The organism is Lysinibacillus xylanilyticus (assembly GCF_001183605.1).
GTDB lineage: Bacteria > Bacillota > Bacilli > Bacillales_A > Planococcaceae > Lysinibacillus > Lysinibacillus xylanilyticus.
Window position 1 is genome coordinate 4,348 of record NZ_LFXJ01000006.1, and the last position, 23,040, is coordinate 27,387.

The 23,040-nt window shown below is 38.1% G+C and carries 19 protein-coding genes, 18 tRNA genes, 1 rRNA gene, 1 pseudogene and 3 riboswitches; of the genes and pseudogenes, 32 read left to right on the plus strand and 7 right to left on the minus strand.

Annotation, left to right across the window (positions count from 1 at the left end):
• Nucleotides 1-164: 164 nt before the first annotated feature.
• The 20 genes from rrf (at nt 165) to ACZ11_RS14165 (ending at nt 3,438) form a co-directional block, all read left to right on the plus strand.
• Nucleotides 165-280 (plus strand): 5S ribosomal RNA (rrf, locus tag ACZ11_RS14070).
• 10 nt (nt 281-290) lie between these two features.
• A tRNA-Val gene (locus ACZ11_RS14075) sits at nt 291-366 on the plus strand.
• Between the two features lie 24 nt (nt 367-390).
• Nucleotides 391-465 (plus strand) — tRNA-Met (locus ACZ11_RS14080).
• Between the two features lie 4 nt (nt 466-469).
• A tRNA-Asp gene (locus ACZ11_RS14085) sits at nt 470-545 on the plus strand.
• A gap of 13 nt (nt 546-558) precedes the next feature.
• Nucleotides 559-634, plus strand: a tRNA-Thr gene (locus ACZ11_RS14090).
• Between the two features lie 6 nt (nt 635-640).
• Nucleotides 641-724, plus strand: a tRNA-Tyr gene (locus tag ACZ11_RS14095).
• Between the two features lie 13 nt (nt 725-737).
• Nucleotides 738-811, plus strand: a tRNA-Trp gene (locus tag ACZ11_RS14100).
• 47 nt (nt 812-858) lie between these two features.
• Nucleotides 859-934: transfer RNA gene (locus tag ACZ11_RS14105), tRNA-His, on the plus strand.
• A gap of 9 nt (nt 935-943) precedes the next feature.
• A tRNA-Gln gene (locus ACZ11_RS14110) sits at nt 944-1,018 on the plus strand.
• 15 nt (nt 1,019-1,033) lie between these two features.
• A tRNA-Lys gene (locus tag ACZ11_RS14115) sits at nt 1,034-1,106 on the plus strand.
• A gap of 15 nt (nt 1,107-1,121) precedes the next feature.
• Nucleotides 1,122-1,198, plus strand: a tRNA-Arg gene (locus tag ACZ11_RS14120).
• A gap of 16 nt (nt 1,199-1,214) precedes the next feature.
• Nucleotides 1,215-1,291, plus strand: a tRNA-Pro gene (locus ACZ11_RS14125).
• A gap of 15 nt (nt 1,292-1,306) precedes the next feature.
• A tRNA-Ala gene (locus tag ACZ11_RS14130) sits at nt 1,307-1,382 on the plus strand.
• Between the two features lie 14 nt (nt 1,383-1,396).
• Nucleotides 1,397-1,489, plus strand: a tRNA-Ser gene (locus ACZ11_RS14135).
• 7 nt (nt 1,490-1,496) lie between these two features.
• Nucleotides 1,497-1,572, plus strand: a tRNA-Phe gene (locus ACZ11_RS14140).
• A gap of 3 nt (nt 1,573-1,575) precedes the next feature.
• Nucleotides 1,576-1,649, plus strand: a tRNA-Gly gene (locus ACZ11_RS14145).
• A 9-nt stretch (nt 1,650-1,658) separates the two neighbouring features.
• A tRNA-Ile gene (locus ACZ11_RS14150) sits at nt 1,659-1,735 on the plus strand.
• Between the two features lie 4 nt (nt 1,736-1,739).
• A tRNA-Asn gene (locus ACZ11_RS14155) sits at nt 1,740-1,816 on the plus strand.
• A 1-nt stretch (nt 1,817) separates the two neighbouring features.
• Nucleotides 1,818-1,889: transfer RNA gene (locus ACZ11_RS14160), tRNA-Glu, on the plus strand.
• 502 nt (nt 1,890-2,391) lie between these two features.
• Nucleotides 2,392-3,438: a nitric oxide synthase oxygenase gene (locus tag ACZ11_RS14165; RefSeq protein WP_049667200.1), complete on the plus strand. Its 1,047-nt coding sequence runs from the start codon at nt 2,392-2,394 to the stop codon at nt 3,436-3,438.
• Nucleotides 3,439-3,684: 246 nt separating this feature from the next.
• Here the strand turns inward: ACZ11_RS14165 and ACZ11_RS14170 are convergent, their stop codons facing one another.
• Nucleotides 3,685-4,893 carry a CynX/NimT family MFS transporter gene (locus tag ACZ11_RS14170; protein ID WP_049667201.1) on the minus strand — a complete coding sequence of 403 codons (1,209 nt, stop codon included), beginning with the start codon at nt 4,891-4,893 and terminating at the stop codon, nt 3,685-3,687.
• 175 nt (nt 4,894-5,068) lie between these two features.
• Nucleotides 5,069-5,245: riboswitch (Lysine riboswitch) on the plus strand.
• An 84-nt stretch (nt 5,246-5,329) separates the two neighbouring features.
• Between ACZ11_RS14170 and ACZ11_RS14175 the strand changes: the two genes are divergently transcribed.
• The 5 genes from ACZ11_RS14175 (at nt 5,330) to ACZ11_RS14195 (ending at nt 10,856) form a co-directional block, all read left to right on the plus strand.
• Nucleotides 5,330-6,793, plus strand: coding sequence for an amino acid permease (locus ACZ11_RS14175; protein WP_049667202.1), 1,464 nt, complete (start codon nt 5,330-5,332; stop codon nt 6,791-6,793).
• Between the two features lie 687 nt (nt 6,794-7,480).
• On the plus strand, nt 7,481-8,173 hold the full coding sequence (locus ACZ11_RS14180) for a response regulator transcription factor (RefSeq protein ID WP_049667330.1): 693 nt from the start codon (nt 7,481-7,483) through the stop codon (nt 8,171-8,173).
• A 4-nt stretch (nt 8,174-8,177) separates the two neighbouring features.
• Nucleotides 8,178-9,113 (plus strand): sensor histidine kinase, encoded by a 936-nt coding sequence (locus tag ACZ11_RS14185; protein ID WP_049667203.1) that lies wholly within the window; start codon nt 8,178-8,180, stop codon nt 9,111-9,113.
• 137 nt (nt 9,114-9,250) lie between these two features.
• Nucleotides 9,251-10,174, plus strand: coding sequence for an ABC transporter ATP-binding protein (locus ACZ11_RS14190; RefSeq protein WP_049667204.1), 924 nt, complete (start codon nt 9,251-9,253; stop codon nt 10,172-10,174).
• Entirely contained in the window at nt 10,167-10,856 is a 690-nt protein-coding gene (locus ACZ11_RS14195) for an ABC transporter permease (protein WP_049667205.1), read from the plus strand. Before ACZ11_RS14190 ends, ACZ11_RS14195 begins: the two co-directional genes overlap by 8 nt.
• Before the next feature lie 329 nt (nt 10,857-11,185).
• Here ACZ11_RS14195 and ACZ11_RS14200 read toward each other — a convergent pair whose 3' ends face one another.
• The gene (locus ACZ11_RS14200) at nt 11,186-12,451 is read right to left on the minus strand and encodes an Nramp family divalent metal transporter (protein WP_049667206.1); all 1,266 of its coding nucleotides are present in this window, start codon (nt 12,449-12,451) and stop codon (nt 11,186-11,188) included.
• A gap of 306 nt (nt 12,452-12,757) precedes the next feature.
• Complete coding sequence (locus ACZ11_RS25860) at nt 12,758-12,982, minus strand: hypothetical protein (RefSeq protein WP_134008580.1); 225 nt, start codon at nt 12,980-12,982, stop codon at nt 12,758-12,760.
• 528 nt (nt 12,983-13,510) lie between these two features.
• Nucleotides 13,511-13,661: riboswitch (cyclic di-AMP (ydaO/yuaA leader) on the plus strand.
• Nucleotides 13,662-13,837: 176 nt separating this feature from the next.
• Between ACZ11_RS25860 and ACZ11_RS14205 the strand changes: the two genes are divergently transcribed.
• The 3 genes from ACZ11_RS14205 to ACZ11_RS14215 all read left to right on the plus strand — a co-directional run bounded on the left by ACZ11_RS14205 (nt 13,838) and on the right by ACZ11_RS14215 (nt 18,032).
• The gene (locus tag ACZ11_RS14205) at nt 13,838-15,661 is read left to right on the plus strand and encodes an APC family permease (protein ID WP_049667207.1); all 1,824 of its coding nucleotides are present in this window, start codon (nt 13,838-13,840) and stop codon (nt 15,659-15,661) included.
• Nucleotides 15,662-15,858: 197 nt separating this feature from the next.
• Nucleotides 15,859-15,960, plus strand: a riboswitch (purine riboswitch).
• A 189-nt stretch (nt 15,961-16,149) separates the two neighbouring features.
• Nucleotides 16,150-16,734: a xanthine phosphoribosyltransferase gene (locus ACZ11_RS14210; protein ID WP_049667208.1), complete on the plus strand. Its 585-nt coding sequence runs from the start codon at nt 16,150-16,152 to the stop codon at nt 16,732-16,734.
• Nucleotides 16,734-18,032: a nucleobase:cation symporter-2 family protein gene (locus ACZ11_RS14215; RefSeq protein ID WP_049667209.1), complete on the plus strand. Its 1,299-nt coding sequence runs from the start codon at nt 16,734-16,736 to the stop codon at nt 18,030-18,032. Before ACZ11_RS14210 ends, ACZ11_RS14215 begins: the two co-directional genes overlap by 1 nt.
• Nucleotides 18,033-18,199: 167 nt before the next feature.
• Here ACZ11_RS14215 and ACZ11_RS14220 read toward each other — a convergent pair whose 3' ends face one another.
• Together ACZ11_RS14220 and ACZ11_RS14225 are read right to left on the minus strand one after the other, a co-directional pair.
• A complete protein-coding gene (locus ACZ11_RS14220; RefSeq protein ID WP_049667210.1) occupies nt 18,200-18,598 on the minus strand; it encodes a hypothetical protein in 399 nt (132 codons plus the stop codon).
• A 2-nt stretch (nt 18,599-18,600) separates the two neighbouring features.
• A complete protein-coding gene (locus ACZ11_RS14225) occupies nt 18,601-18,798 on the minus strand; it encodes a helix-turn-helix transcriptional regulator (RefSeq protein WP_049667211.1) in 198 nt (65 codons plus the stop codon).
• A 532-nt stretch (nt 18,799-19,330) separates the two neighbouring features.
• Here ACZ11_RS14225 and ACZ11_RS27050 point away from each other — a divergent pair.
• Complete coding sequence (locus tag ACZ11_RS27050) at nt 19,331-19,492, plus strand: hypothetical protein (RefSeq protein WP_236690879.1); 162 nt, start codon at nt 19,331-19,333, stop codon at nt 19,490-19,492.
• A 23-nt stretch (nt 19,493-19,515) separates the two neighbouring features.
• Nucleotides 19,516-20,148, plus strand: a complete 633-nt coding sequence (locus ACZ11_RS14230; protein WP_049667212.1) for a hypothetical protein — start codon at nt 19,516-19,518, stop codon at nt 20,146-20,148.
• Nucleotides 20,149-20,232: 84 nt separating this feature from the next.
• Here the strand turns inward: ACZ11_RS14230 and ACZ11_RS27570 are convergent.
• Nucleotides 20,233-20,349: pseudogene (locus ACZ11_RS27570) on the minus strand (IS3 family transposase); the annotation flags it as partial.
• Between the two features lie 419 nt (nt 20,350-20,768).
• Here ACZ11_RS27570 and ACZ11_RS14235 point away from each other — a divergent pair.
• Both ACZ11_RS14235 and ACZ11_RS14240 read left to right on the plus strand, forming a co-directional pair.
• Nucleotides 20,769-21,290: a DUF2179 domain-containing protein gene (locus tag ACZ11_RS14235; protein WP_049667213.1), complete on the plus strand. Its 522-nt coding sequence runs from the start codon at nt 20,769-20,771 to the stop codon at nt 21,288-21,290.
• A gap of 230 nt (nt 21,291-21,520) precedes the next feature.
• Nucleotides 21,521-22,090, plus strand: coding sequence for a YitT family protein (locus ACZ11_RS14240; protein ID WP_049667214.1), 570 nt, complete (start codon nt 21,521-21,523; stop codon nt 22,088-22,090).
• A 43-nt stretch (nt 22,091-22,133) separates the two neighbouring features.
• Here ACZ11_RS14240 and ACZ11_RS14245 read toward each other — a convergent pair whose 3' ends face one another.
• Nucleotides 22,134-23,015: a DMT family transporter gene (locus ACZ11_RS14245; protein ID WP_049667215.1), complete on the minus strand. Its 882-nt coding sequence runs from the start codon at nt 23,013-23,015 to the stop codon at nt 22,134-22,136.
• Nucleotides 23,016-23,040 lie beyond the last annotated feature (25 nt).

Sequence of the window (23,040 nt, forward strand, 5' to 3'; positions counted from 1 at the left end):
CGTTTATCCAGTTTTGAAAGAACAAACCCTTTCATTTTAGGGTTTCAAGATACGAGTAGTTCGAGGAAGCGATGGAGAGAGGGAAGGAGCGTACTTAAGTACGTGACTGACAGAACGACTGAAGCTGACGAAGAAATACGACGTATATTGAAAGCCGTTAATAGTCTAGTGATGATGGCAAAGAGGTCACACCCGTTCCCATACCGAACACGGAAGTTAAGCTCTTTAGCGCCGATGGTAGTTGGGGGCTTCCCCCTGTGAGAGTAGGACGTCGCTAGGCATTATACCCAGGAGGATTAGCTCAGCTGGGAGAGCACCTGCCTTACAAGCAGGGGGTCGGCGGTTCGAGCCCGTCATCCTCCACCATTATTTAAATAAATTACTCATTATCGCGGGGTGGAGCAGTGGTAGCTCGTCGGGCTCATAACCCGAAGGTCGTTGGTTCAAATCCAGCCCCCGCAACCAAAATGGTCCCGTGGTGTAGCGGTTAACATGCCTGCCTGTCACGCAGGAGATCGCCGGTTCGATCCCGGTCGGGACCGCCATTTTTTTTTTTTTGCCGGTGTAGCTCAGTTGGTAGAGCAACTGACTTGTAATCAGTAGGTCGTGGGTTCGACTCCTATCGCCGGCACCATCCCTTGGAGGGGTAGCGAAGTGGCTAAACGCGGCGGACTGTAAATCCGCTCCTTAGGGTTCGGCGGTTCGAATCCGTCCCCCTCCACCAGTTTTTTATTCATAGGGGCATAGTTTAACGGTAGAATAGAGGTCTCCAAAACCTTTGATGTGGGTTCGATTCCTACTGCCCCTGCCAATTTTCGAGGTACTCGTTATCAAACACTGCTATGATTACATATAGTGGCGATTGTGGCGAAGTGGTTAACGCACCGGATTGTGGTTCCGGCATTCGTGGGTTCGATTCCCATCAGTCGCCCCATTTAATTATTGGGGTATAGCCAAGCGGTAAGGCAACGGATTTTGATTCCGTCATGCCTAGGTTCGAATCCTAGTACCCCAGCCATTCATTTCTTAGTTTGAGCCATTAGCTCAGTTGGTAGAGCATCTGACTTTTAATCAGAGGGTCGAAGGTTCGAGTCCTTCATGGCTCATCAGTTTTTATAAATGCGCCCGTAGCTCAATTGGATAGAGCGTCTGACTACGGATCAGAAGGTTATGGGTTCGACTCCTGTCGGGCGCGCCAAAAAAACCTATAATATCGGAATGTAGCTCAGCTTGGTAGAGCACTTGGTTTGGGACCAAGGGGTCGTAGGTTCGAATCCTGTCATTCCGACCATCTTTCCTAATTATTGGGGCCTTAGCTCAGCTGGGAGAGCGCCTGCCTTGCACGCAGGAGGTCAGCGGTTCGATCCCGCTAGGCTCCACCATTTATATAATTTCCGGAGGTATACCCAAGTCTGGCTGAAGGGCTCGGTCTTGAAAACCGACAGGCGGGTAACACCGCGCGGGGGTTCGAATCCCTCTACCTCCTCCATTTTTCCGGGTCAGTCGCTCAGTTGGTAGAGCATTAGATTGAAGCTCTACGTGTCGGCGGTTCGATTCCGTCCTGACCCACCATCTGCGGGTGTAGTCTAGTGGTAAAACCTCAGCCTTCCAAGCTGATGTCGTGAGTTCGATTCTCATCACCCGCTCCAAAAAATAATGGGCCTATAGCTCAGCTGGTTAGAGCGCACGCCTGATAAGCGTGAGGTCGATGGTTCGAGTCCATTTAGGCCCACCATTATTCCGAAGTAGCTCAGTTGGTAGTAGCACCTGACTGTTAATCAGGTTGTCGCAGGTTCGAGTCCTGCCTTCGGAGCCACGGCCCGTTGGTCAAGTGGTTAAGACACCGCCCTTTCACGGCGGTAACACGGGTTCGAATCCCGTACGGGTCATCAAGCATGTTGCACATTAGTGCGACATGCTTTTTTTATGCCAACTATACTGACAAACAAAGCTCACTATGCGTTAAGGAAATTTTATTTCTAATGCACAAGTAATAGCGTCTTCTCCTAAATACTGCGAAGGGAGTGCAATGTGGCCTAAAGCGTCTCATGTATTTCCTACTTCGGCATAAGAAAACGTTATAATAGCAAGTCTATACTCAATAGTTTTTTCCTCCGTAATTTCTCCTAATATTTATAATGTCTACTCAAGATGGGAACCCTAATTATTAAATAACTTTAGTGCAGGCCTAAGCATAAAGCCGAATCTGGACGCATTGTTTATTTGCGCGACAGCGGCAATTATGCCGAGGCATAATTGATAAAATGAAGAGGTGGTATGAAATATTGAACAAAGTATTTCATATATAAAATATGTATGTTTTCTGGCAGGTTTTTTCGTGGTGATTATAGTTCCATTCCTCTAATATGAGGGTAGATGGAGGAATTCGATATGAATTTACAGGAAGTACAGCGTTTTTTAGAACTTTATCAAGTAGAACAAAATGAGTCGAAAACATGGCTAGAAAATAAATTACAGCAAATTAAAACTGCAGGCGAATATATACCGACAACGGAAGAATTAATCTTTGGTGCACGAGTGGCCTGGCGTAATAGTAATAAGTGTATTGGTCGATTGTTTTGGCAATCGCTGCATGTTGTAGATGCCCGCGATATTTCCAATGAAGAGGGTATCTTCAACGCTTTGCTTGAACATATTAAGTATGCAACAAATGGTGGAAAAATTCGTCCAACAATAACGGTTTTTGCACCAGGGCGTGTTCGTATATGGAATCATCAGCTAATCCGTTATGCTGGCTATGAAACTGAATCTGGAATCATTGGTGATTTGCATTCTGTTGAGTTTACAAAATTATGTGAGTCACTTGGCTGGCAAGGAGAGGGAACGGCATTTGATGTGCTTCCACTTGTTGTACAAATGGATGGAAGGGAGCCGCAATTGTTTACGATTCCTGACGAGTATGTACTACAGGTACCGATTCGTCATCCAGAATCATCTCAAGTAGAGAAGCTAGGATTAAAATGGTATGCAGTGCCGATTATATCGAGCATGCGTTTCCAAATGGCAGGTATTGATTTTGAGGCTGCCCCATTCAATGGTTGGTATATGGGTACAGAAATCGGGGCACGTAATTTAGCAGATCATGAGCGTTATAATATGCTGCCCGCTATAGCAGAAATTTTCAATCTCGATACAACTAAACAGGCTTCTTTATGGCGTGATCGCGCATTAGTCGAGCTGAATATTGCCGTACTACATTCCTTTAAAGAAGACGGTGTGAGCATTGTAGATCATCATACAGCTGCACAGCAATTTAAATTGTTTGAGGAAACTGAAGCAGCGACGGATCGTAAGGTTACAGGCAATTGGACGTGGTTGATTCCACCTCTTTCACCAGCTACGACTCATATTTTCCATAAGCCCTATGTTAATGTTTACAATACACCGAATTATTTTTATCAGAAACCACCTTATTAGAGAAAAAGGCAGCCCACTTTAACTTCTTTCAGCGGGTGTTTAAAACAGCCGCTGAAAGAAGTTAAAGCCTCCGGCGGATGTCACGGAATCGGGAAGGAGTGCTTTGTGCATGCACAAAGCCGATTCCGGACGCAATTATGCCGAGGCACAATTGATCTATCTCAGCGGGTGTTCAAACATCTGTACCTGTCGTTACGCTTTCGGTACAAAAGACATCCGCTGAAAGAAGATCATGAGCCGCCTTATTTAATTCACATATTCATTTTTAGAAGCCCTAAATGAACATAAGAAAAGTATCAATACTACGATAACAAATAACCAACCAACGATATTCCAGCCACCAAATAAATCATGTAAATATCCAAATAAAATTGGACCGATTGCGGCTAATAAATATCCTAATGATTGTGCAAATCCTGATAAATCAGCTGCCTCTAAAGCTGTACGGGTACGTAGTGTAAAGAACATCATCGCTAATGCGAATGAAGCACCTCCGGCTAAGCCTAGTAGCACCATCCATAGTACAGCGAGGCTTGTCCATTCCATGACTACTCCGATAAAGCCAACTAAGTAAAATACCGTAAACATTAATACGAGAGGACGTTGAGATGTCATTTTACTAGCTATAATAGGCACAGCTAAAGCCATTGGAACTTGTGAAAATTGCATGATGGAAAACATCCAGCCTGCACGATCTGCAGCTAATCCTTGTGCTATATATATTTCAGGAATCCAAGCGGCAGTTGTGTAGAATAATAATGACTGAAATCCCATAGCCCCTGCTACTGCCCAAGTAACAGGTGATTTCCATAATGGTGTACTTTCTTTCGTAGTCTCAACAGTCGGTTCAGGCTTATTAAATTTCAACTGTGGAATCCAAATTAAGATGGTTAACACCACAAGAACAAGTGCGATTGCCAGTGCACCTTGCCAACCGAGTGATGAGTTGGCAATAGGATAGCTAATGCCAGCGCCGAGTCCAGCTGTCAAATTCATCGACATTGTGAAAAATGCCATAAGTAAACCTACGTGATAGGGAAATTTCAATTTAAGTAATCCCGGAATTAGTACGTTACCGAATGAAATGGCTATACCAATTAGCATAGTACCAAAAATAAGTAAACTAGTTGTGCCAAGGGAGCGTAGTACAATCCCTACCGCTAATAGAATAGTCGATAAAAATAATGTTAATTCTAGTCCAAATTTACGTGCGACAATTGGTGCAAATGGTGAAATGATTGCAAATGCTAGCAATGGAATCGTCGTTAGAAAGCCTGCTAGTACATGGGATATGCCGAGGTCTTCACGAATAAAGGAAGTAATAGGTCCAACAACTGTTAGCGGCATCCGTAATGTCGAGGCAATACAAATTACTCCGATAACTAGTAATAAGGTTGTACCTTTCCAGTTAATTTTCCTGCTAGGATAAGTATCGGTATGTTCATGAGTAGTCAAATAAATCCCCCTTGTTAGAACAATTTTGATTGAATCACTATACCACTTTATCACATTAATAAAAAATAGTTGAAAATTCACAAAATATAGAATATTACTCGAGTTATTGAAATGTCATAGGTCGTATGTTAAACTAATACCCATCATAAATTTAATATTTAATGCCTCATGTTTATATTGAGGTAGAGGTCGCGGTATTTAAGAGTATGTTAATGGAAATGACAAGCATTTGAGAAATTAGCTGAAAGGAAATACTGCCGAAGTGTGAGGGGACTTGAAAACCTCATGCTGGGGCTGTCTCCGAAAGGAACAGAACTGTCACGTTTGGACAACGTGTTGAGCTATCATTTTGAAAGAACAGAGGATTTACTTAGCCATCACAGCAACGTTCATGTGATGGCATTTTTTTGCCTCTTAAAAGGAAGGAAGCTATATTGTGAGTGAAATAAAAGTCAATCAGCTCGGACATAAAGCGCCGAAGCTGAAAAAAGAATTAAAAAGCCGTCATATTACAATGATTTCATTAGGCGGTACAATCGGTACTGGATTGTTTTTAGCTAGTGGTGGTGCAATTGCACAAGCAGGCCCTGGAGGTGCACTACTCGCTTATGCATTAATCGGTATCATGGTGTATTTTTTAATGACGAGCTTAGGCGAAATGGCAGCCTATATGCCATCATCGGGTTCATTTAGTACGTATGCTACAAAATTTGTAGACCCAGCTCTAGGCTTTGCACTTGGTTGGAACTACTGGTACAACTGGGCAATTACAATTGCAGCAGAAATTTCTGCTGTATCATTAATTATGAAATATTGGTTCCCAGATAGCTCATCAGCACTTTGGACTGTTTTATTTATTGCCGTCGTTTTAACGTTCAATCTATTATCGGTAAAAAGCTATGGTGAAAGTGAATATTGGTTTGCCATGATAAAGGTTGTAACTGTAATCATTTTTATTATCATCAGTTTTTTAATGATTTTTGGTATTTTAGGAGGAAACGCTCCGGTAGGCTTTACGAATTTCTTTATCAGTGATGGACCATTCCACGGTGGATTCCTTGCTACATTTGGTATTTTCTTAGCTGCAGGATTCTCGTTCCAAGGGACAGAGCTACTTGGAATAACAGCAGGTGAAACAGATGATCCTGGTAAAAATATTCCGAAAGCAGTTAAGTCTGTTTTCTGGCGAATTCTTTTGTTCTATATTTTAGCAATCGGTGCAATTGGGTTGTTGATTCCATTTACAGACTCACGTTTATTATCTGAAGATATCGCTGTTTCACCATTTACACTGGTGTTTGACCGTTTAGGAATTGCCTTTGCTGCATCATTGATGAATGCTATCATTCTAACGGCAATGCTGTCAGCAGGGAATTCAGGGCTGTACGCATCTTCTCGTATGCTTTGGCAATTAGCGATAGATGGACATGCACCGAAATTTTTCACTAAACTAAGCCGTCGAGGTATTCCGATTTACGCATTGCTGGCGACTTTAGCTGTAGGCTCCCTAGCATTTTTAGCTTCATTCTTTGGTGATGGTGTGGTCTACATGTGGCTTCTAAATGCCTCAGGAATGTCTGGATTCATTGCTTGGTTAGGTATTGCATTTAGCCACTACCGTTTCCGTCGAGCATTCGAGGCACAAGGCTTAGATCCGAAATTATTGCCGTATAGAGCAAAGCTGTTCCCATTCGGTCCGCTATTTGCCTTTACGGTTTGTATGATTGTTGTTATTGGACAAAACTACAATGCCTTTATGGGTAATACAGTAGATTGGTACGGAGTCTTTGTCTCGTATATCGGTATTCCACTGTTCTTGCTGTTATGGCTTGGCTATAAAATCAAGCATAAAACAAAAATGCTTCCATTAGAGCAATGTGATTTAAAAGTCGAAGAATAAAAAATAAAACTGTCCTGTGAGTCATAGAAAATGACTTGCAGGGCAGTTTTTTAAGTTAAATAATAAATTTGTAACCCTAGACGTTCAAAATACTGCGAGTGAACGATTAATCTTTAAGCTCCAAAACCTCGTATCCCCATAATTGCAATCATCGATCCGTAGACTACAAGAATAAGCAAAATGATGAGTAATTCTAGTTAATTAAAAATACCTGTTTGTACTGGAGAGAAGAAGAAAGGGGACTTTAGTTTCTCAAATCGTCCCCCACTTTTGGTGCACAACCTTAATATGGTAAACTAATAGAGAAATGACACATCACCAAATTTTGGGTATAACATTTATTAAAACGTATACCATGCATATAAGTTGATTGGAGTGGAGGCTGGGCGACCCCTTGGGGATTAGCAATAGAGGAACGAAGGCTAAAACCATCACGTCCTGTGATAACGCCTTCGTGATCAACATCCTGCTGCTGACGCTTCGTTAGCACTACGCTTTCGCGCAAAAGACATCTGTTGGTCTAAGCGGCTCATCGGACGCCCCCAGGAAGCTCTGCTCTGCGCGAAAGCGAAGCGTCAGCGGCAAAGCGCCCAGCTGGAACGGAAATCAACCCCTCTTTGTGGTGATGATCATAGTAATGACCAAGTCATATATAGACTGCTTTATATTAGGAAGAGGTGCATGAAAGTGCAAAACAATATATTACTAGTAGAAGATGACGAAGCCATTCGTGAAATGGTGGAAAACTATTTAACGATGGAGGGGTTCCTTGTCACCTCTGCGGTAAATGGTGAGGAAGCATTACAAAATTGTTTAAACAATCCCTTTGATTTAGTGATCTTGGATATTATGATACCGAAACTTAATGGGTTAGAAGTTTTAAAGATTATACGAGAGCAAGCATCACTTCCAATAATCATTATGTCAGCCAAGGATAGTGATGTTGATAAAGCGTTAGGATTAGGATTAGGGGCAGATGATTATATCGCTAAGCCATTCTCGATGCTGGAATTTTCAGCACGTGTCAAAGCCGCAATTCGAAGAGCTACGAAATACTCCAGTCAAGTAGAGGAGAAGAAAGATATAGTAGAGATAGACAACTTATCGATTGATCTTGTTAATTTTTCAGCTGAGAAGAATGGGCAGCAAGTAAAGCTCACATCAAAGGAATTTGCTATCTTAAAATTATTCGTGACAAACCGTAATCGAGTTTTTACAAAGCAACAAATTTACCAATTGATTTGGAATGATGCTTACTATGGGGATGAAAATATTATTAATGTACATATAAGAAGATTACGCGAAAAAATTGAAGACGATCCATCCAATCCTCTATATATTAAAACACTTTGGGGAATCGGCTATAAATTTGAAGGATAAACAGATGATTATATTTCTATTACTGATGATTGTGTTACTTGTAGGTATTATTATTTTTCAGGTGAGAGTTAAAAAACAACAAAACACTTCCATTCAATACATGCATCAAAAACTGCAAGCAATCATTAACGAACAATCGAGCGAAAAGATTTTAGTGCCGACAGCAAATCAAGAATTACAGCAACTACTTATTGCGATGAATGCGTTGCTAGATCACAATCAAAGAGTATCGGCGACACATCGAAAAATGGAAAGCTCTATGAAAAAAATGTTGGCCAATATTTCACATGATCTTAAAACACCTTTAACAGTTGTACTAGGTTATACAGAAATGCTACAGCTGAAGCAATCACTTAGTGAAGAGGAGCAGCGCCGGTTGCTCAAGGGTGTTCATTCGAAATCATTGGAAGTATTAAAAATAATCCATACATTTTTTGACCTGGCAAAATTGGAGGCAGGAGATACAGATTATCCAATGACGAAAATTAATGTTAATGAAATTTGCCGCAAAAATATTTTATCATTTTACGATATGGTCACGTCTATGGGACTAGAAATCGATATAGCAATACCAGAGATGTCCATGTATGCATTTGGCAATGAAGACGCGTTAGATAGGGTTCTGAATAATTTACTGTCAAATGCTGTTGCCTATGGGGCAGCGGGAAACATCATTGGCCTCACAGTAAGAAATGATGATACTAATATTTTTATTGATGTCTGGGATCGTGGTAAGGGGATTGACGAATATCATATTGATAATGTTTTTGAAAGAATGTATACGCTTGAGGATTCCAGAAATAAATCCTTTCAAGGGAGTGGCCTTGGCTTAACTATTACAAAACGCCTTGTAGAATTAATGGAGGGTTCCATCCAGCTTTCCAGTATCCCATATGAGAAGACCATTTTTTCAGTTTCTTTAAAACGAATAACATACTGAGCAGTCATGCTTGTAGAGCAATTTTATGGCTTTACAGGCTTTTTTTCTGCCCTTAAGAAATTTGTAAGAATCAAGTAATAAATTAGAGAGTTTCGTTTTTTATAATAAAGGTAGCTAAATTAAAGGGAGAGATCTACATGACATATATTGTGAAAACAAATCAGCTTACAAAGGTGTTTGAGGGAAAAGAAGTTGTTTCTGCTGTAACTATGCATGTGAAAAAGGGAGAGATTTACGGTTTTTTAGGTCCTAATGGTGCCGGCAAAACGACAGTCATGAAAATGCTAACAAACCTTACGAAGCCAACGAGTGGAGATGTCGAAATATTTGGTGAAAAATTAATGGACCGCTCATACGACGTGCTGAAAAGGATGGGGACGATTATTGAATACCCAATTTTTTATGAAGATTTAACAGCAAAGGAAACGTTAGAATTACATTGTGAATATATGGGCTATTATGACAAGAAAGAAATTGCCCATGTCCTAGATCTAGTGAAACTAACAAACACTGAGAAGAAACGTGTTAAAGACTTTTCACTAGGGATGAAACAACGGTTGGGTATTGCACGTGCAATTATTACTAAGCCGGAATTACTTATTTTAGACGAGCCGATAAATGGGCTAGATCCAGTTGGCATTAAAGAGCTTCGAGAACTATTCAAGATGCTTTGTAAAGAGTATGGAATTACGATTATTATCTCTAGTCATATTTTGGGTGAAATTGAACAATTGGCAGATACAGTTGGGGTTATTAAAGATGGAAGATTAATTAAGGAAGTATCAATGGATGCTGTCAATCGTAGTCAAGCAGACTATATTGAAGTGATTGTCAATGATGGGAAAAAGGCTGCCTTTATTATAGAAAGTAAATTAAATATTACTAATTTCAAACTAATGGATGATACATGTATTCGAATTTATGAATCGACAGCTTCACAAAAGGTGCTTTCTAAAACATTGATTGAGCATGATATTGAAATTGAGGGCATTAGCAAAAAAACAAGCTCATTAGAGGATTATTTCTTGAAGTTAATCAATGGAGGTGTCGCTAGTGCTTAATTTAATGCGTCTAGAAATGAAAAAATATCATATTGGTTCATATATTAAACGAGCCATTTTCGCAAATTTTGTGATATTAGCTGTTATATTTATGCTTATATTTATCACTAAAATAGAAGGGGATCAAGATTTTCGAACTTATCAGAGGGCATTTAGCATTATAGATTCAGGTGTAAGAGCAGTATTTATTATTTTTGCTAGTGTGTTAATCGCCAAGTTTATTATTGGAGAATTTAAATATAAAACTATCACCGTAGCATTTATGTATCCGATCAATAGAAAAAAGCTAATTGCTTCAAAACTAGCCATTGTTGTTCTTTTTACCTTTAGTGCAATTCTTATTTCGACTATTTTTGTAACAGCGATTTTTTGTGCTGTTAGTGAGAGTTTTCAATTGCTTCCAGATACAATATCGGTATCTCTCATAATACAACGAATTCCCGCTGTGATCATGAATGCAGTTTCAGCATCATGCATCGCATTAATACCATTGTATTTCGGTATGAGAAAATACTCTATTCCGGCAACAATTATATCATCTATATTAATTGTATCGGTCGTATCATCAAATTCGGGTAATTTCACCTTGTACGATATTATTTTCATTCCTATAACTTTAGCTATTATCGGTATAAGCGTGGCCTATTTATCATTTCGGAACATTGAGAAGATAGATATTTAAAGGTGAAAAATAGGGCATTGTAGTAGGGGCGACAATTGTTAAAACGTATGCCATATATTAGTTGATTGGAGTGGAGACTGGGCGACTCCTTGGAGATCAGCGATATAGAGGAACGAAAGCTAAGAGCATCACGTCATGTGATAACGCCTTCGTGACCAACATCCTGTTGCCCCGACGCCCCCAGGAAGCTTTGCTCTGTGCGAAAGCGAAGCGTCAGCGACAAAGCGCCCAGTCGGAACGGAAATCAACCACACGTTATGGAGTAAGCCCCTTACATGTAGAAATGCCAGCCACAAAACCAAATTTGAGGTTTTGTGGCCGGCATTTTTTCAACCAAATACTGTTTGCCATAATAAATAAAGATTTAAAGTAACTACAATCGCTACGACAATCCATCCTAATATTGTTGTAATACGATGATTGACTAGGCTTCCCATAATATCACGCTTACTTGTAAACATAACAAGCGGTACAAGAGCAAATGCAATACCAAAGGATAAAATAACCTGGCTTAGGACAAGCGCGTAAGTCGCATTAACGCCGGATGCAATGATGACCAAAGGAGGTAACATTGTAACAGCACGGCGTAAATAGAGCGGAATTTTCTTTCTAATAAAGCCCTGCATCACAACGTCACCTGCTAGTGTACCGACTGAAGAACTGGCAAGACCTGCAATGAGAAGTCCAAGACCAAAGGACACTGCCGCCATCGGACCAAGCGCCTCTTTTAATCCGTTATAAGCGATATCTAAATCTTCCACTACAACACCTTGTGTATGGAATACGGCCGCGGCAATAATAAGCATACTCATATTGATAGCACCGGCAATAATCATCGCGATGATTATATCAATAAATTCAAAACGGAAAATACGTTTTTTTTCAGCATCATTTCGACCAACGATACGATTTTGGGTTAAGGAAGAATGCAAGTAAATGGCGTGTGGCATGACAGTTGCTCCTAATATACCTGTTGCAAGTAAAATAGAATCTACTCCATCAAAGTGTGGTGTGAACATGCCTAGTGTTACTTCGCCCCAATTTGGCTGTGCTAAAAATGTCTGGAATGCAAATGCTAAAACGACAATAAGCACCATGCCAGAAATACCCGCTTCAAACGCTCTAAAGCCTCTACGCTGTAATTCTAAAATAGCAAATGAGCCGACCGCTGTAATAAGCGCTGCAGGTAACATTGGAATATTGAATAACAAGTACAGCCCTAGTGCCGCACCAATAAATTCTGCTAGGTCTGTTGCAATAATGACCAATTCAGCCTGTATCCATAAAAATATAGAAGTTTTTTTAGAAAAATGTTCACGAGCTACTTCAGGTAAATTTTTACCTGTCGCAATGCCGAGCTTTGCTGACAAGGATTGAATTAACACCGCCATTAAATTGGAAAAGGCGATTACCCACAGCAGTAAATATCCATATTGTGAACCTGCTGTAATATTTGTTGCGAAGTTGCCTGGGTCAATATAGGCAACTGATGCGATGAAGGCTGGGCCAAGAAACGGTAAGATTCGTCGCCAACCTTTTATATCTCCATCTAAAACCGCCTCTGCAGACGATTTCGTCATTCGTTTATAAACCATTTTGTTCCCTCATTTCAAAGAGTATCACAAGTGAAATAAAGTTTCCTAGAGGAAAATTATATATTCTTATTTTATAGCTAGAAGAAGAAAATGTGAAGGAGTTTGCTCAATTTTTTACTTAATTCATAATTTTTTTGATATAGTAAATCAAAGGTCATTGAAGATCTTTGATTTTTGTTTGTGTACCATAATGTATTGAAGCATAATAGCAAAATATTCGATTCATTTGAAAATGATTAAGGATTAATGTACTTAGCCATTTTAAAAGAGGGAATATACTTATAAGGTGGCTTTTAACTTCTTACATCAATTGTTTTTTGTAACGAAAGTGAAATGGTAGTTACAAATGTCTCCCTCCTCTATAGGTGGTGAGATGAATGCAGGTTTAGGTAACTTTTCATCGGGTGTCCAAATGTCTGTACCTGTCGCTACGCTTTCGGTACAAAAAACATCCGCTGAAATAGAGGAACTCAGTCTAAGAACGCCACGTCCTGTGGCGACGACTGAGTGACCAACATCACGTTGGCTCAAAGCCTCCGGCGGATGTCACGGAATCGGAAAGGAGTTCTTTAAAGGATGTTAGCCTAAAATCATTGCATCCATGCGATAACGGCTAACTGACCTGCATCGGTAAAAGCGCCACGTCCTGTGGCATTACCGAAATGACCGACATCGTGTCGGCCCTCACGCAGGCCTAAGCACAAAGCCGATTCCAAACGCACTTATGCCAAGGCATAAGTGATTTAATCGATTTCCGATTCGGGTATTCACATATTTTCTACCAATATTAAAACGTTATTCTTCAAATAGTAAAGAATCGTCTCCAAAGTTGAGGAATAATTAGGGTGAGATTTGGCGACTCCGCTTCACAACGAGGCTCTGAAATACAAGCGAAGCGGCTTCCTAGGAAAGCAACCAGTCGGAACGGAAATCTCACCAAGTTATGGTAGAGGGCCAACATACAAAAATATCAAGTAAAATAAATTTTTTGTAACCGTTTTCTTCATCTTTACTTTTTCTTAATTCAGGCGTAATATGACATCATTATAAAAGTTTCAAATTTCTAAATCGCTGAAGCAATTATACGCGGGGGACCCAATTTTTACGGATTATAAGGTAATCCTTGGGGTGAATCTCTTCATTTATTGAGGGGTAGGGCTACTCAGGCCCGAATCCGACAGCTAACCTCGTAAGCGTTAAGAGCAGAAAAGTGGAGCTTGGCAGACGAATGAGCGTCTACAAGTCTTATTTAGTGATGGCTTGTAGATTTTTTTTATCTTCATTTAATGAAACAAGGCCCCGGTGAATGGCACAAAACCGATTATGCTAAAGTGTAATCGATTTAGAAATGCGAAACACATTCTATGAAACTAGAAGGTGTCGAATATGAAATCCTCATTAAAACGTTATATTATCGGTAAACCATTGAGATCTGATGCGTTAGGGGAACAAAAGCTTAGTAAAACAAAAGCACTTGCCATACTATCTTCTGATGCTTTGTCATCAGTAGCGTATGGGCCTGAGCAAATATTAATTGTACTCATGACAGTAAGTACGGTTGCCTTTTGGTATTCTTTACCGATTGCTGCTGGGGTAGTTGTGTTACTGACAGCACTTATTTTCTCGTATCGTCAGGTTATTTATGCGTATCCACATGGTGGTGGAGCATATGTAGTTTCTCGGGAAAATTTAGGCGTCAATGCTGGTCTGGTCGCCGGGGGATCATTGCTTGTCGATTATATTTTAACAGTTGCGGTAAGTGTATCGGCTGGAACAGATGCCATTACTTCGGCATTTCCAAGTCTACATCCCTATAATGTTGTAATCGCTGTGTTTTTTGTTATATGTTTAACGATTTTAAACCTACGTGGTGTTACAGAATCAGCATCTATTTTAGCGTATCCAGTTTATTTGTTTGTGATCGTAATGCTGATGTTAATCGGGGTAGGGATTTATAACGTAGTAACAGGGCAAGTTCCTGCAGAGTTGCATCCAAAGGTCGGTACACCAGTTGCAGGGATTAGTTTATTTATATTATTAAAAGCATTTGCATCAGGAAGCTCAGCTTTGACTGGTGTCGAAGCAATTTCAAATGCTATTCCTAATTTTAGAGATCCAGCGCCGAAAAATGCGTCTAAAACATTACTAGCTATGGGCGGTATTTTAGCAGTGTTATTTATCGGTATTGTGAGTCTAGCATATTTTTATGGAGTTGCTCCAAATGCGAAAGAAACGGTTGTCTCACAAATCGCGGAGGCAAGTGTAGGTCGTAATATTTTTTATTATATAGTACAAGGAACAACAGCGATGATATTAGTACTTGCTGCGAATACAGGTTATTCTGCCTTTCCTTTACTGGCTGTCAATTTATCGAAGGACGGTTTTATCCCAAGAATATTCCAAATTCGTGGGGATCGACTTGGTTATTCAAATGGCATTTTGATGCTTGGTTTAGCTGCCATTGTTTTAATCTTTTTATTTGGTGGAACAACAGAACATTTGATTCCACTTTATGCAGTTGGTGTGTTTATTCCGTTTACTTTAGCGCAGGCTGGAATGATGCGAAAATGGTGGCGTGAAAAACCAAAAGGTTGGCTTGCTAAATTTATGATCAATACGGTTGGAGCGATCATTTCCTTTATTGTAGCCATGATGTTTTTTGTGACAAAATTGCCTCAAGTATGGCCAGTGTTTATATTTTTACCAATTATTATTTGGACGTTCCACCGTATTAAACGGCATTACAAAACAGTTGGTGAACAGCTAAGATTAGATAATGTGGAATTACCGAATGTTGAGGGTAATGTTTTCATTGTCCCTGTTGCGGGTATTACGAAAGTAGTCGAAAACACATTGCATTACGCGCAGACATTAAACGTTGATAAAATTATTGCCTTTTATGTAGCCTTCGATCAAGCGGAAGCAAAAGCATTTGAGGAGAAATGGAAAGCTTGGCAGCCAGATATACGGCTTGTGACATATTATTCTCCATACCGAAGTATTACACAGCCGCTGATGAAGTTTATTGATAAGGTTGAACATCAATGTACGAAATCTGGCTATCAATTAACAGTTATCATCCCACAGTTTTTACCGAAAAAAGGATGGCATCATATGTTACACAATCAATCGAGTTTATTAATTCGCGCTTCGCTATTATTTCACAAAAATATCGTCATTATGACAGTGCCCTTCCATTTATCAAAATAATGACTAGCAAGCTCGAAAATAGTCTGATATAATCATTACGTTGATTGTAAAACACGAACGTTTACAATTAAAACTTACTAGAATGATAGTAAATTCCGAAAATACAGACTTTATTTAGTGTGAGATATAGGTACATGCCGAATAAAGTACCAATTTTGGAAATAACGCCAAGGCGTTATAAAGATAAGGAAATTCTTACAGCTTTATACTATTTCACTCATATAATAGCGAGAATATGGCTCGCAAGTTTCTACCGATTTACCGTAAATAAATCGACTATGGGTAGCAATGCTTTAGAAGACTTCATATAAGATGTTTTCTATTGGTTTCGACGTTTTTACGCTGAATGCTTTGCTCCACTCGTAGATGATTGGAATCAAAGTATTCAGCGTTTTTTATTACTTGCATTGCTTGCGGCGCTCGCCTGTAACGGAATGTAAGTCGCTCATAAAGAGTTATTACTAATAAGAAAGAAGGCTATCAAGGAAATGAAGTTATTACACGACAAAATTACACAAGAGGGTAAAGTTTTATCTTCATCTGTATTGAAAGTAGATTCATTTTTAAATCACCAAATTGACCCAATGCTTATGAAGGAAATTGGTCATGAGTTTGCAAATCGATTTTCTGATCAAGTCATTACAAAAATATTAACAATCGAATCTTCAGGTATCGCACCATCCGTAATGCTAGGTCTTGAAATCGGTGCTCCTGTAGTGTTTGCACGTAAACGTAAATCATTAACACTATCAGATAATCTGTTTTCTTCAAAAGTACATTCTTTCACAAAAAATGAGACAAATGATATTTCAGTATCACGTAATTTCTTAAATGAAGATGATAACATTCTAATTGTTGACGATTTCTTAGCTAATGGGGAAGCTGTCAAAGGTTTGCTTGATATCGCAGCACAAGCTGGTGCAAATGTTGTTGGTGTAGGCATTGTTATTGAAAAAGGCTTCCAAGACGGTGGAAAATTATTACGCCAGCAAGGGGTTCGCGTGGAATCATTAGCAATTGTAGACTCTCTTGAAGACGGCAAAGTAACATTTGCTACGGAGGCTAATGCGTAATGAATACCGTTAAGTCGACGACGCTAGCTATTCAACATTTACTTGCGATGTATGCAGGAGCCATTTTAGTGCCACTGATTATCGGTGGGGCAATCGGCTTTGATTCAGCACAAATGACGTATTTAGTAGCGATTGACATTATGATGTGTGGGATCGCAACGCTTTTACAAGTGTATTCAGGTAAAATGATCGGTATTGGTTTGCCAGTAGTACTAGGCTGTACATTTACAGCAGTTAGTCCAATTATTGCAATCGGTACAAATCCCGAACAAGGTATTACTGATATTTATGGATCTATTATTGCATCAGGTATAATCATTATGATTATTGCAGGCTTTTTCGGTAAGTTAGTAAAATTCTTCCCGCCGGTTGTTACAGGCTCGGTCGTGTCGATTATCGGTATTTCTTTACTACCAGTAGCTTTAAACAATATGGCAGGTGGACAAGGTGCAGAAGACTTTGCATCCAGTTCGAATGTAGCTTTAGCATTTATTACATTGGTCATTATTTTAGTCGTTTATCGATTTTCTACAGGCTTCGTTCGTGCAATATCAATTTTAATCGGATTAGTTGCTGGGACAATCCTAGGAGTATTTATGGGGAAGGTTGATTTTAGCCCAGTGTCAGATGCTGACGTCTTGCACATGGTTCAGCCATTTTACTTCGGGATGCCAACATTTAATGCATCTGCGATTATTACAATGACGCTTGTAGGAATGGTTTCTTTAGTAGAATCAACAGGAGTTTATTTTGCACTAAGTGATATTTGTAAGAAAAAATTAGATTCAAAAGATTTATCACGTGGGTACCGTTCAGAAGGTCTTGCCTCTGTTATCGGTGGTATTTTCAACGCTTTCCCATATACAACATTCTCACAAAACGTGGGACTTACACGTATGTCAGGCGTAAAAGATCGTAAAGTCATTTACATCACAGGTGGTTTCCTCGTAGCACTTGGCTTCCTACCAAAAATCGCAGCATTAACAACGATTATTCCAACACCAGTACTTGGTGCGGCAATGCTAGCGATGTTCGGTATGGTTATTACTCAAGGTATGGGCATGTTAGTACCTGTTATGAATGAGTCAGCGGAAAACGCCATGATTGCTGCCATTGCAGTTAGTCTTGGTGTCGGTGTATCGGTTGTTCCTGGAGTTTTTGATGCACTACCAGAGAAGGTATCTCTTCTAACATCTAACGGTATCGTCTGTGGTTCGGTTACAGCGATTATCCTTAATATTTTATTCAACATGATCGGGCCAAAGCATAAGATAGACCCGATGCATGGGGAAGCTTAAAACAAATATTTAAGAACATTCATCTAAATATCCTAAATATTTCGATAATGTTGCCACCTACTTTTATCTACTGATTTAGATTTAAGGAGGTGGTATTTTTTATGCGGAAAAAGGCTGTTTCTACAGCAAGCCTTTCTCGAGGGGTTTCCTTGTTTCAAAAACCTTTATTAATATTTTTTAGTATAAATAATCATTGTAGCCGGAATTGATACAACCATCACGGAAAATATAATAATTAAAAGTTGAACTCCACTCAAAATCCAAATATCCGAACTAATAAGTGAATATAAAACAAATAACATGATAAATAATACAAAATAATTTATATACATAGCTCTACCAACAATTTTTTCAGAACGTTCATCATTCGGAAATATATGGGGAGCCAAATATGCAAGCATAATTTGGCCAATTCCAATCGCTAATAATATATAACTTTCAGAAAAATAATTAGATGTGATCGCTGGAATGTTTATGTATATACCAATTACTGTACAAACAATACCCGAAAATAAATATGCAATACGACTGTTCCTACTAGTATTTAAAAATAAATCTTTTTTCATAGTTAATTCTCCTCATAAATAAATATATTTTCAATCTGACAATTGAATAATTTAGCTAACTTAAAAGCAAGAATAATTGAAGGACTATAGCGTTCTTTCTCCAAAGATATAATAGTTTGTCTAGAAACACCTATTTCCTTAGCTAAATCTTCTTGAGTTAAATCAAATTGTTCCCTCAATTGTTTAATATTATTTTTCAACTAAACGCCTCTTTATAATTTAATTTTTATTTAACGTAAAGTGTACTTTACATTAATATCAAAAATCAAGTATTTAGTTTTCTGATTTTTATCAATTTTTGTTCAATTTACAGCAAAACTTGATTTGAAAATTTAATAGAATAGTGGAATGGGGGCTCTCTAAAGAATTTTATGAGTACTTTAATACTTCTAATTAAATGTAGAGGTCTAGTTTTTATTAGATGCCTTTTCTTTTAGTATCATCACTCTTATCAAACTCAATCTCCTTCCAATTGTCACACACCTAAATACTTGCAACATAAATTGTTCAGAACACCTTAAGTGTTGTTCTAGCAACAGTTCGTTATTGCAATTTCGAAGGTTCGCATATTAAAAAGTAGTAGATATTTATTATGATTTTTATCAAATTTTGTTCAATTAATGACAAAACTTGATTTTAAAACATTTATAGCTAATGATATCCTATTAACATACCCGGGTAAAAGTAAGAGTAGAACTAAATAAATTAAAAATACCTTTAAAACTTAAATTTATGCTACGTATTGGTACAGGTGTTTTAGTATTAAGTGCATTTTCAGGCAATACAAAAGCTAAAATTGTAACAGATGCACTAAAAAAATTTAGTGAAGGTTCTTTTAACGTAAAAGTCATTTATGTATTTACACTTCAATTAAAATCTATATATGTAATATAAATATATTTAAAAAGGAGAATACAATGAAAAAAATACTATCTTATGGCTTAGTAAGTATCTTGGCACTATCTTTAGTTTCACCTACGTTAGCACACGCTGATACAAAAATAAACCAAGAAGAAATTACTTATCAGGGAGATAATAATGAATTTGTAAATCTCTCCGAAACCGATTTAAATGAGTTACAAAAATCCGTTAAAATAAATGAAAATGGACATATACATCTCGAAAATGTACCACCAGATCAATACCAAAAATACGGCCTGCAATATCTTGAAGAACATTTCAATCTATTAAATGAACAAGTTGATGATGGACAAATTATCATTAATCAAGATTTATCTATTACAAATTTAACTGTTAAAGCTAGAGCTGTTTATGGTGAGTGGACAAATCATTGGTGGGGTTATGATAGAAATTTTGGTAAAATAGCCGCTGAAAAATACGCAAATGAGTGTAATAAAGTAGCAACAAAGTTAGCTATAGGAGCTGCTGTAGCTGCTCCTTTATATTGGGTATCAGCTGGTATTGCTCTAAGTTCAGGATATTACTATTTACTAGAATCTGCTGTTAACGAAGCCAATGCAAAAAGCAATAGAGGAGTAGAAGTGAAAATCTATTGGACAAGAAATTACTCAGTTAAACCTTTATACTAAAAAAATGAAAGTTTATATTTTAAAAAAATAAGCCAACATCCCTTTTTAAAGCGTACCCTATGTAAGGGGCATTTTGAAAAAAAACTAGGCAACTTGAAAAAGCTGCTGTCTGTATTTTGCAGGCAGCAGCTTTTTCAAGTTCCAATGCCATCGATAATGGATGTAATACATCATATAACTTTTCACTTCTAGTTTTACTTCTACTAATGTTTCTCACGTTTTCAGATTGGTTTCATTTTTAAAATTACCTAAGAAGGATTCTTGAGGGGCGTTATCCCAACAGTTTCCTCTGCGTGACATAGATTGCCCTAGTCCCATTTTCTTCACAAGTTTCTGGAATTTTGGATTCGTATGAAAGCGTCCGATTGGGACGGAAAACAACCACACGTTATGGTGATGAGCCTTTTATTTAACATTATTGGACCGAAGCAAGGGTAAGTTTAAAGGTAATCAAAAAAATGCCATCTCCTCTATAGCAGGTGGCACTTTTTATGAGAGTAGATGTTTAAATTTTTATTGTTAGGGAATCAAGAAAATAGATACATCTTAATAGAATGCAAGTCGATGTCTCAACATACATTTATAGTATATAAAACTACTTTTTGAAAGGTTTCTTACAAATGCAAAGTATATTTCTGATATTAATACTTCAATTAATTTATGTGCCTTTTTTAACGTTACGTACAATACTTTTAGTGAAAAATGTTACTTTCCTTGCCGCCATATTCGGTATGCTGGAAATGTTAGTGTATGTATTTGGCCTTTCACTTGTTTTTAGTGGGAAGCAAAGTATGTTAGCTATGGTCTTTTATGCTGTCGGCTTTGGGTTAGGTATATTTTTAGGGGCCAAAATTGAACGTAAACTAGCGATTGGCTATGTTTATACGACCATTAATACACAAAATAAGAATGAGGAACTTGTGAAATTTCTTCGGCATGAAGGATTTGCGGTCACGATTTACATTGGTGAGGGACGAGATAGTAATCGCTATAAATATGAAATATTAACAAAGAGAAACCGTGAGACGGAATTGTTCCAAATTGTTGAGCATTATGAACCGAATGCTTTTATTATTTCGTATGAGCCCAAATCATTTAAAGGTGGATTCTTGCTGGATCGAATGAAGGTAAAAAACAAATAGTTTGTCCTTAACAACGCCCTTTTGTTTATATGCAGAAGGGCATTTTTTTGTGTCCACACAATCCATCGAAACGACGTTTTGCACTCATCTTTTTAAGTAAATATGAGAAATTTAGCGACCAAGCTCGATAAAAAATAACACTACTATTACATCGACAGACGTGAACGATAACATGTTCAAATAGATTTTTTCATACTATAAAAACATGCTAAGTCTCGGAGGGGGGTTTTATGTATTTTGTTACGAAAGGCTTGGTCATTCTTATAGGAAGTGCCTCGGTATCATTAGGAATTAATTTATTCTTAACGCCCTATCAAATTTTAGATGGGGGCGTTGTGGGGATAGCGCTTATTTTACATTATATATATAGGCTTAAAATAGGTTTAATGATCATCATTATTAGTATTCCGATTTTCGTTATTTCTTGGTATAAATACAGAGCGTATTTTTACAATAGTATTCATGGATTATTCGCATATTCACTTAGTATTGATTTACTCAAGTCCGTCCGCAATCTTATTCATGTAGATGCCCTCTATAGCGCCATATTTGGAGGGATACTTATGGGTTTTGGTGTTGGTTTGATGCTTAGATTTCAGACAAGCACTGGTGGTACAGATTTGATTGCACAATTTTTAAGTGATAAAACTGGAATTAATGTCGGGATACTTATTTTTATGATAGATTCAATCGTCATCGTTATAGGGGGACTGCTTTTATCTTCTAATACATTATTGCTTTCTATTATTACAATTTTGGTAGCAGGGATTACTACGAGTATCATGACCAGCCGTGTTTAATAAAAAAATAGCTTCAGTAGGACTGAAACTATTTCAAAAATTGTTATTGGGAGCTCTTCACCATTCGTTTTTTAGGATGTGCAGGCTTTACTTCTGCAATTAATATGGCGAGTAAAATCAGTATTGCCCCTACAACCATACGACTTGTTAGTACCTCATGTAAGAATATAACGGATAATACCATGCCGAAGAAGGATTCTGTAGACAGGATAATAGCTGCTTTTGTAGCAGTTGTATATTGATTTGCAATATTTTGAAAAAGATAAGCAAGGGTAGTTGAAAAAATGGCTAAATAAATGATTGAATAGATTGCTTCTTTTTCAATGGTGGTCGGGATATCGCCTTTACCGACTACGACTAGGACACCTATAAAAGATGCCGTGATAAATTGAATAATCGTCAGGGCAATAGCATCTTCCTTTTGTACAAAAAGGTTCGTACAAAAAATATCGAATGCGAAGGCGACAGCACATGCTAAGGAAAGCGCATCTCCGATATTCATTGTTAGAGAGCCCTGCAAAGATAAAAAACCAATACCAACTATAGCTATAATTGAACCGATAATCTCATAGCCATCTATACGACGCTTGTAAACCGCAAACGCAATTAACGGCACAATGATGACATTGACAGCGGTTAAAAATGCATTTTTAGATGGTGTTGTATATTGTAACCCTACTGTCTGAAGGGCAAAGGCAATATACAAGATGCTTCCTAACAAAATACCTTTCCAAATAACTGATTTTGAAGCTTTTTTTAATTTATATCCAAATAAGACTGTCAGTATAATCGAAGCTAATAAGAATCTACCTGCCATTACTTGATAGGCTGTTAAATATTCTAATGCAATAGCCGTTATAACAAAACCGCTACCCCAAACGATTGCAGTGACTAATAGCATACCATCAGCTATGTACTTTTTCATCATTCTTCCTCCTAACTTCAATAGA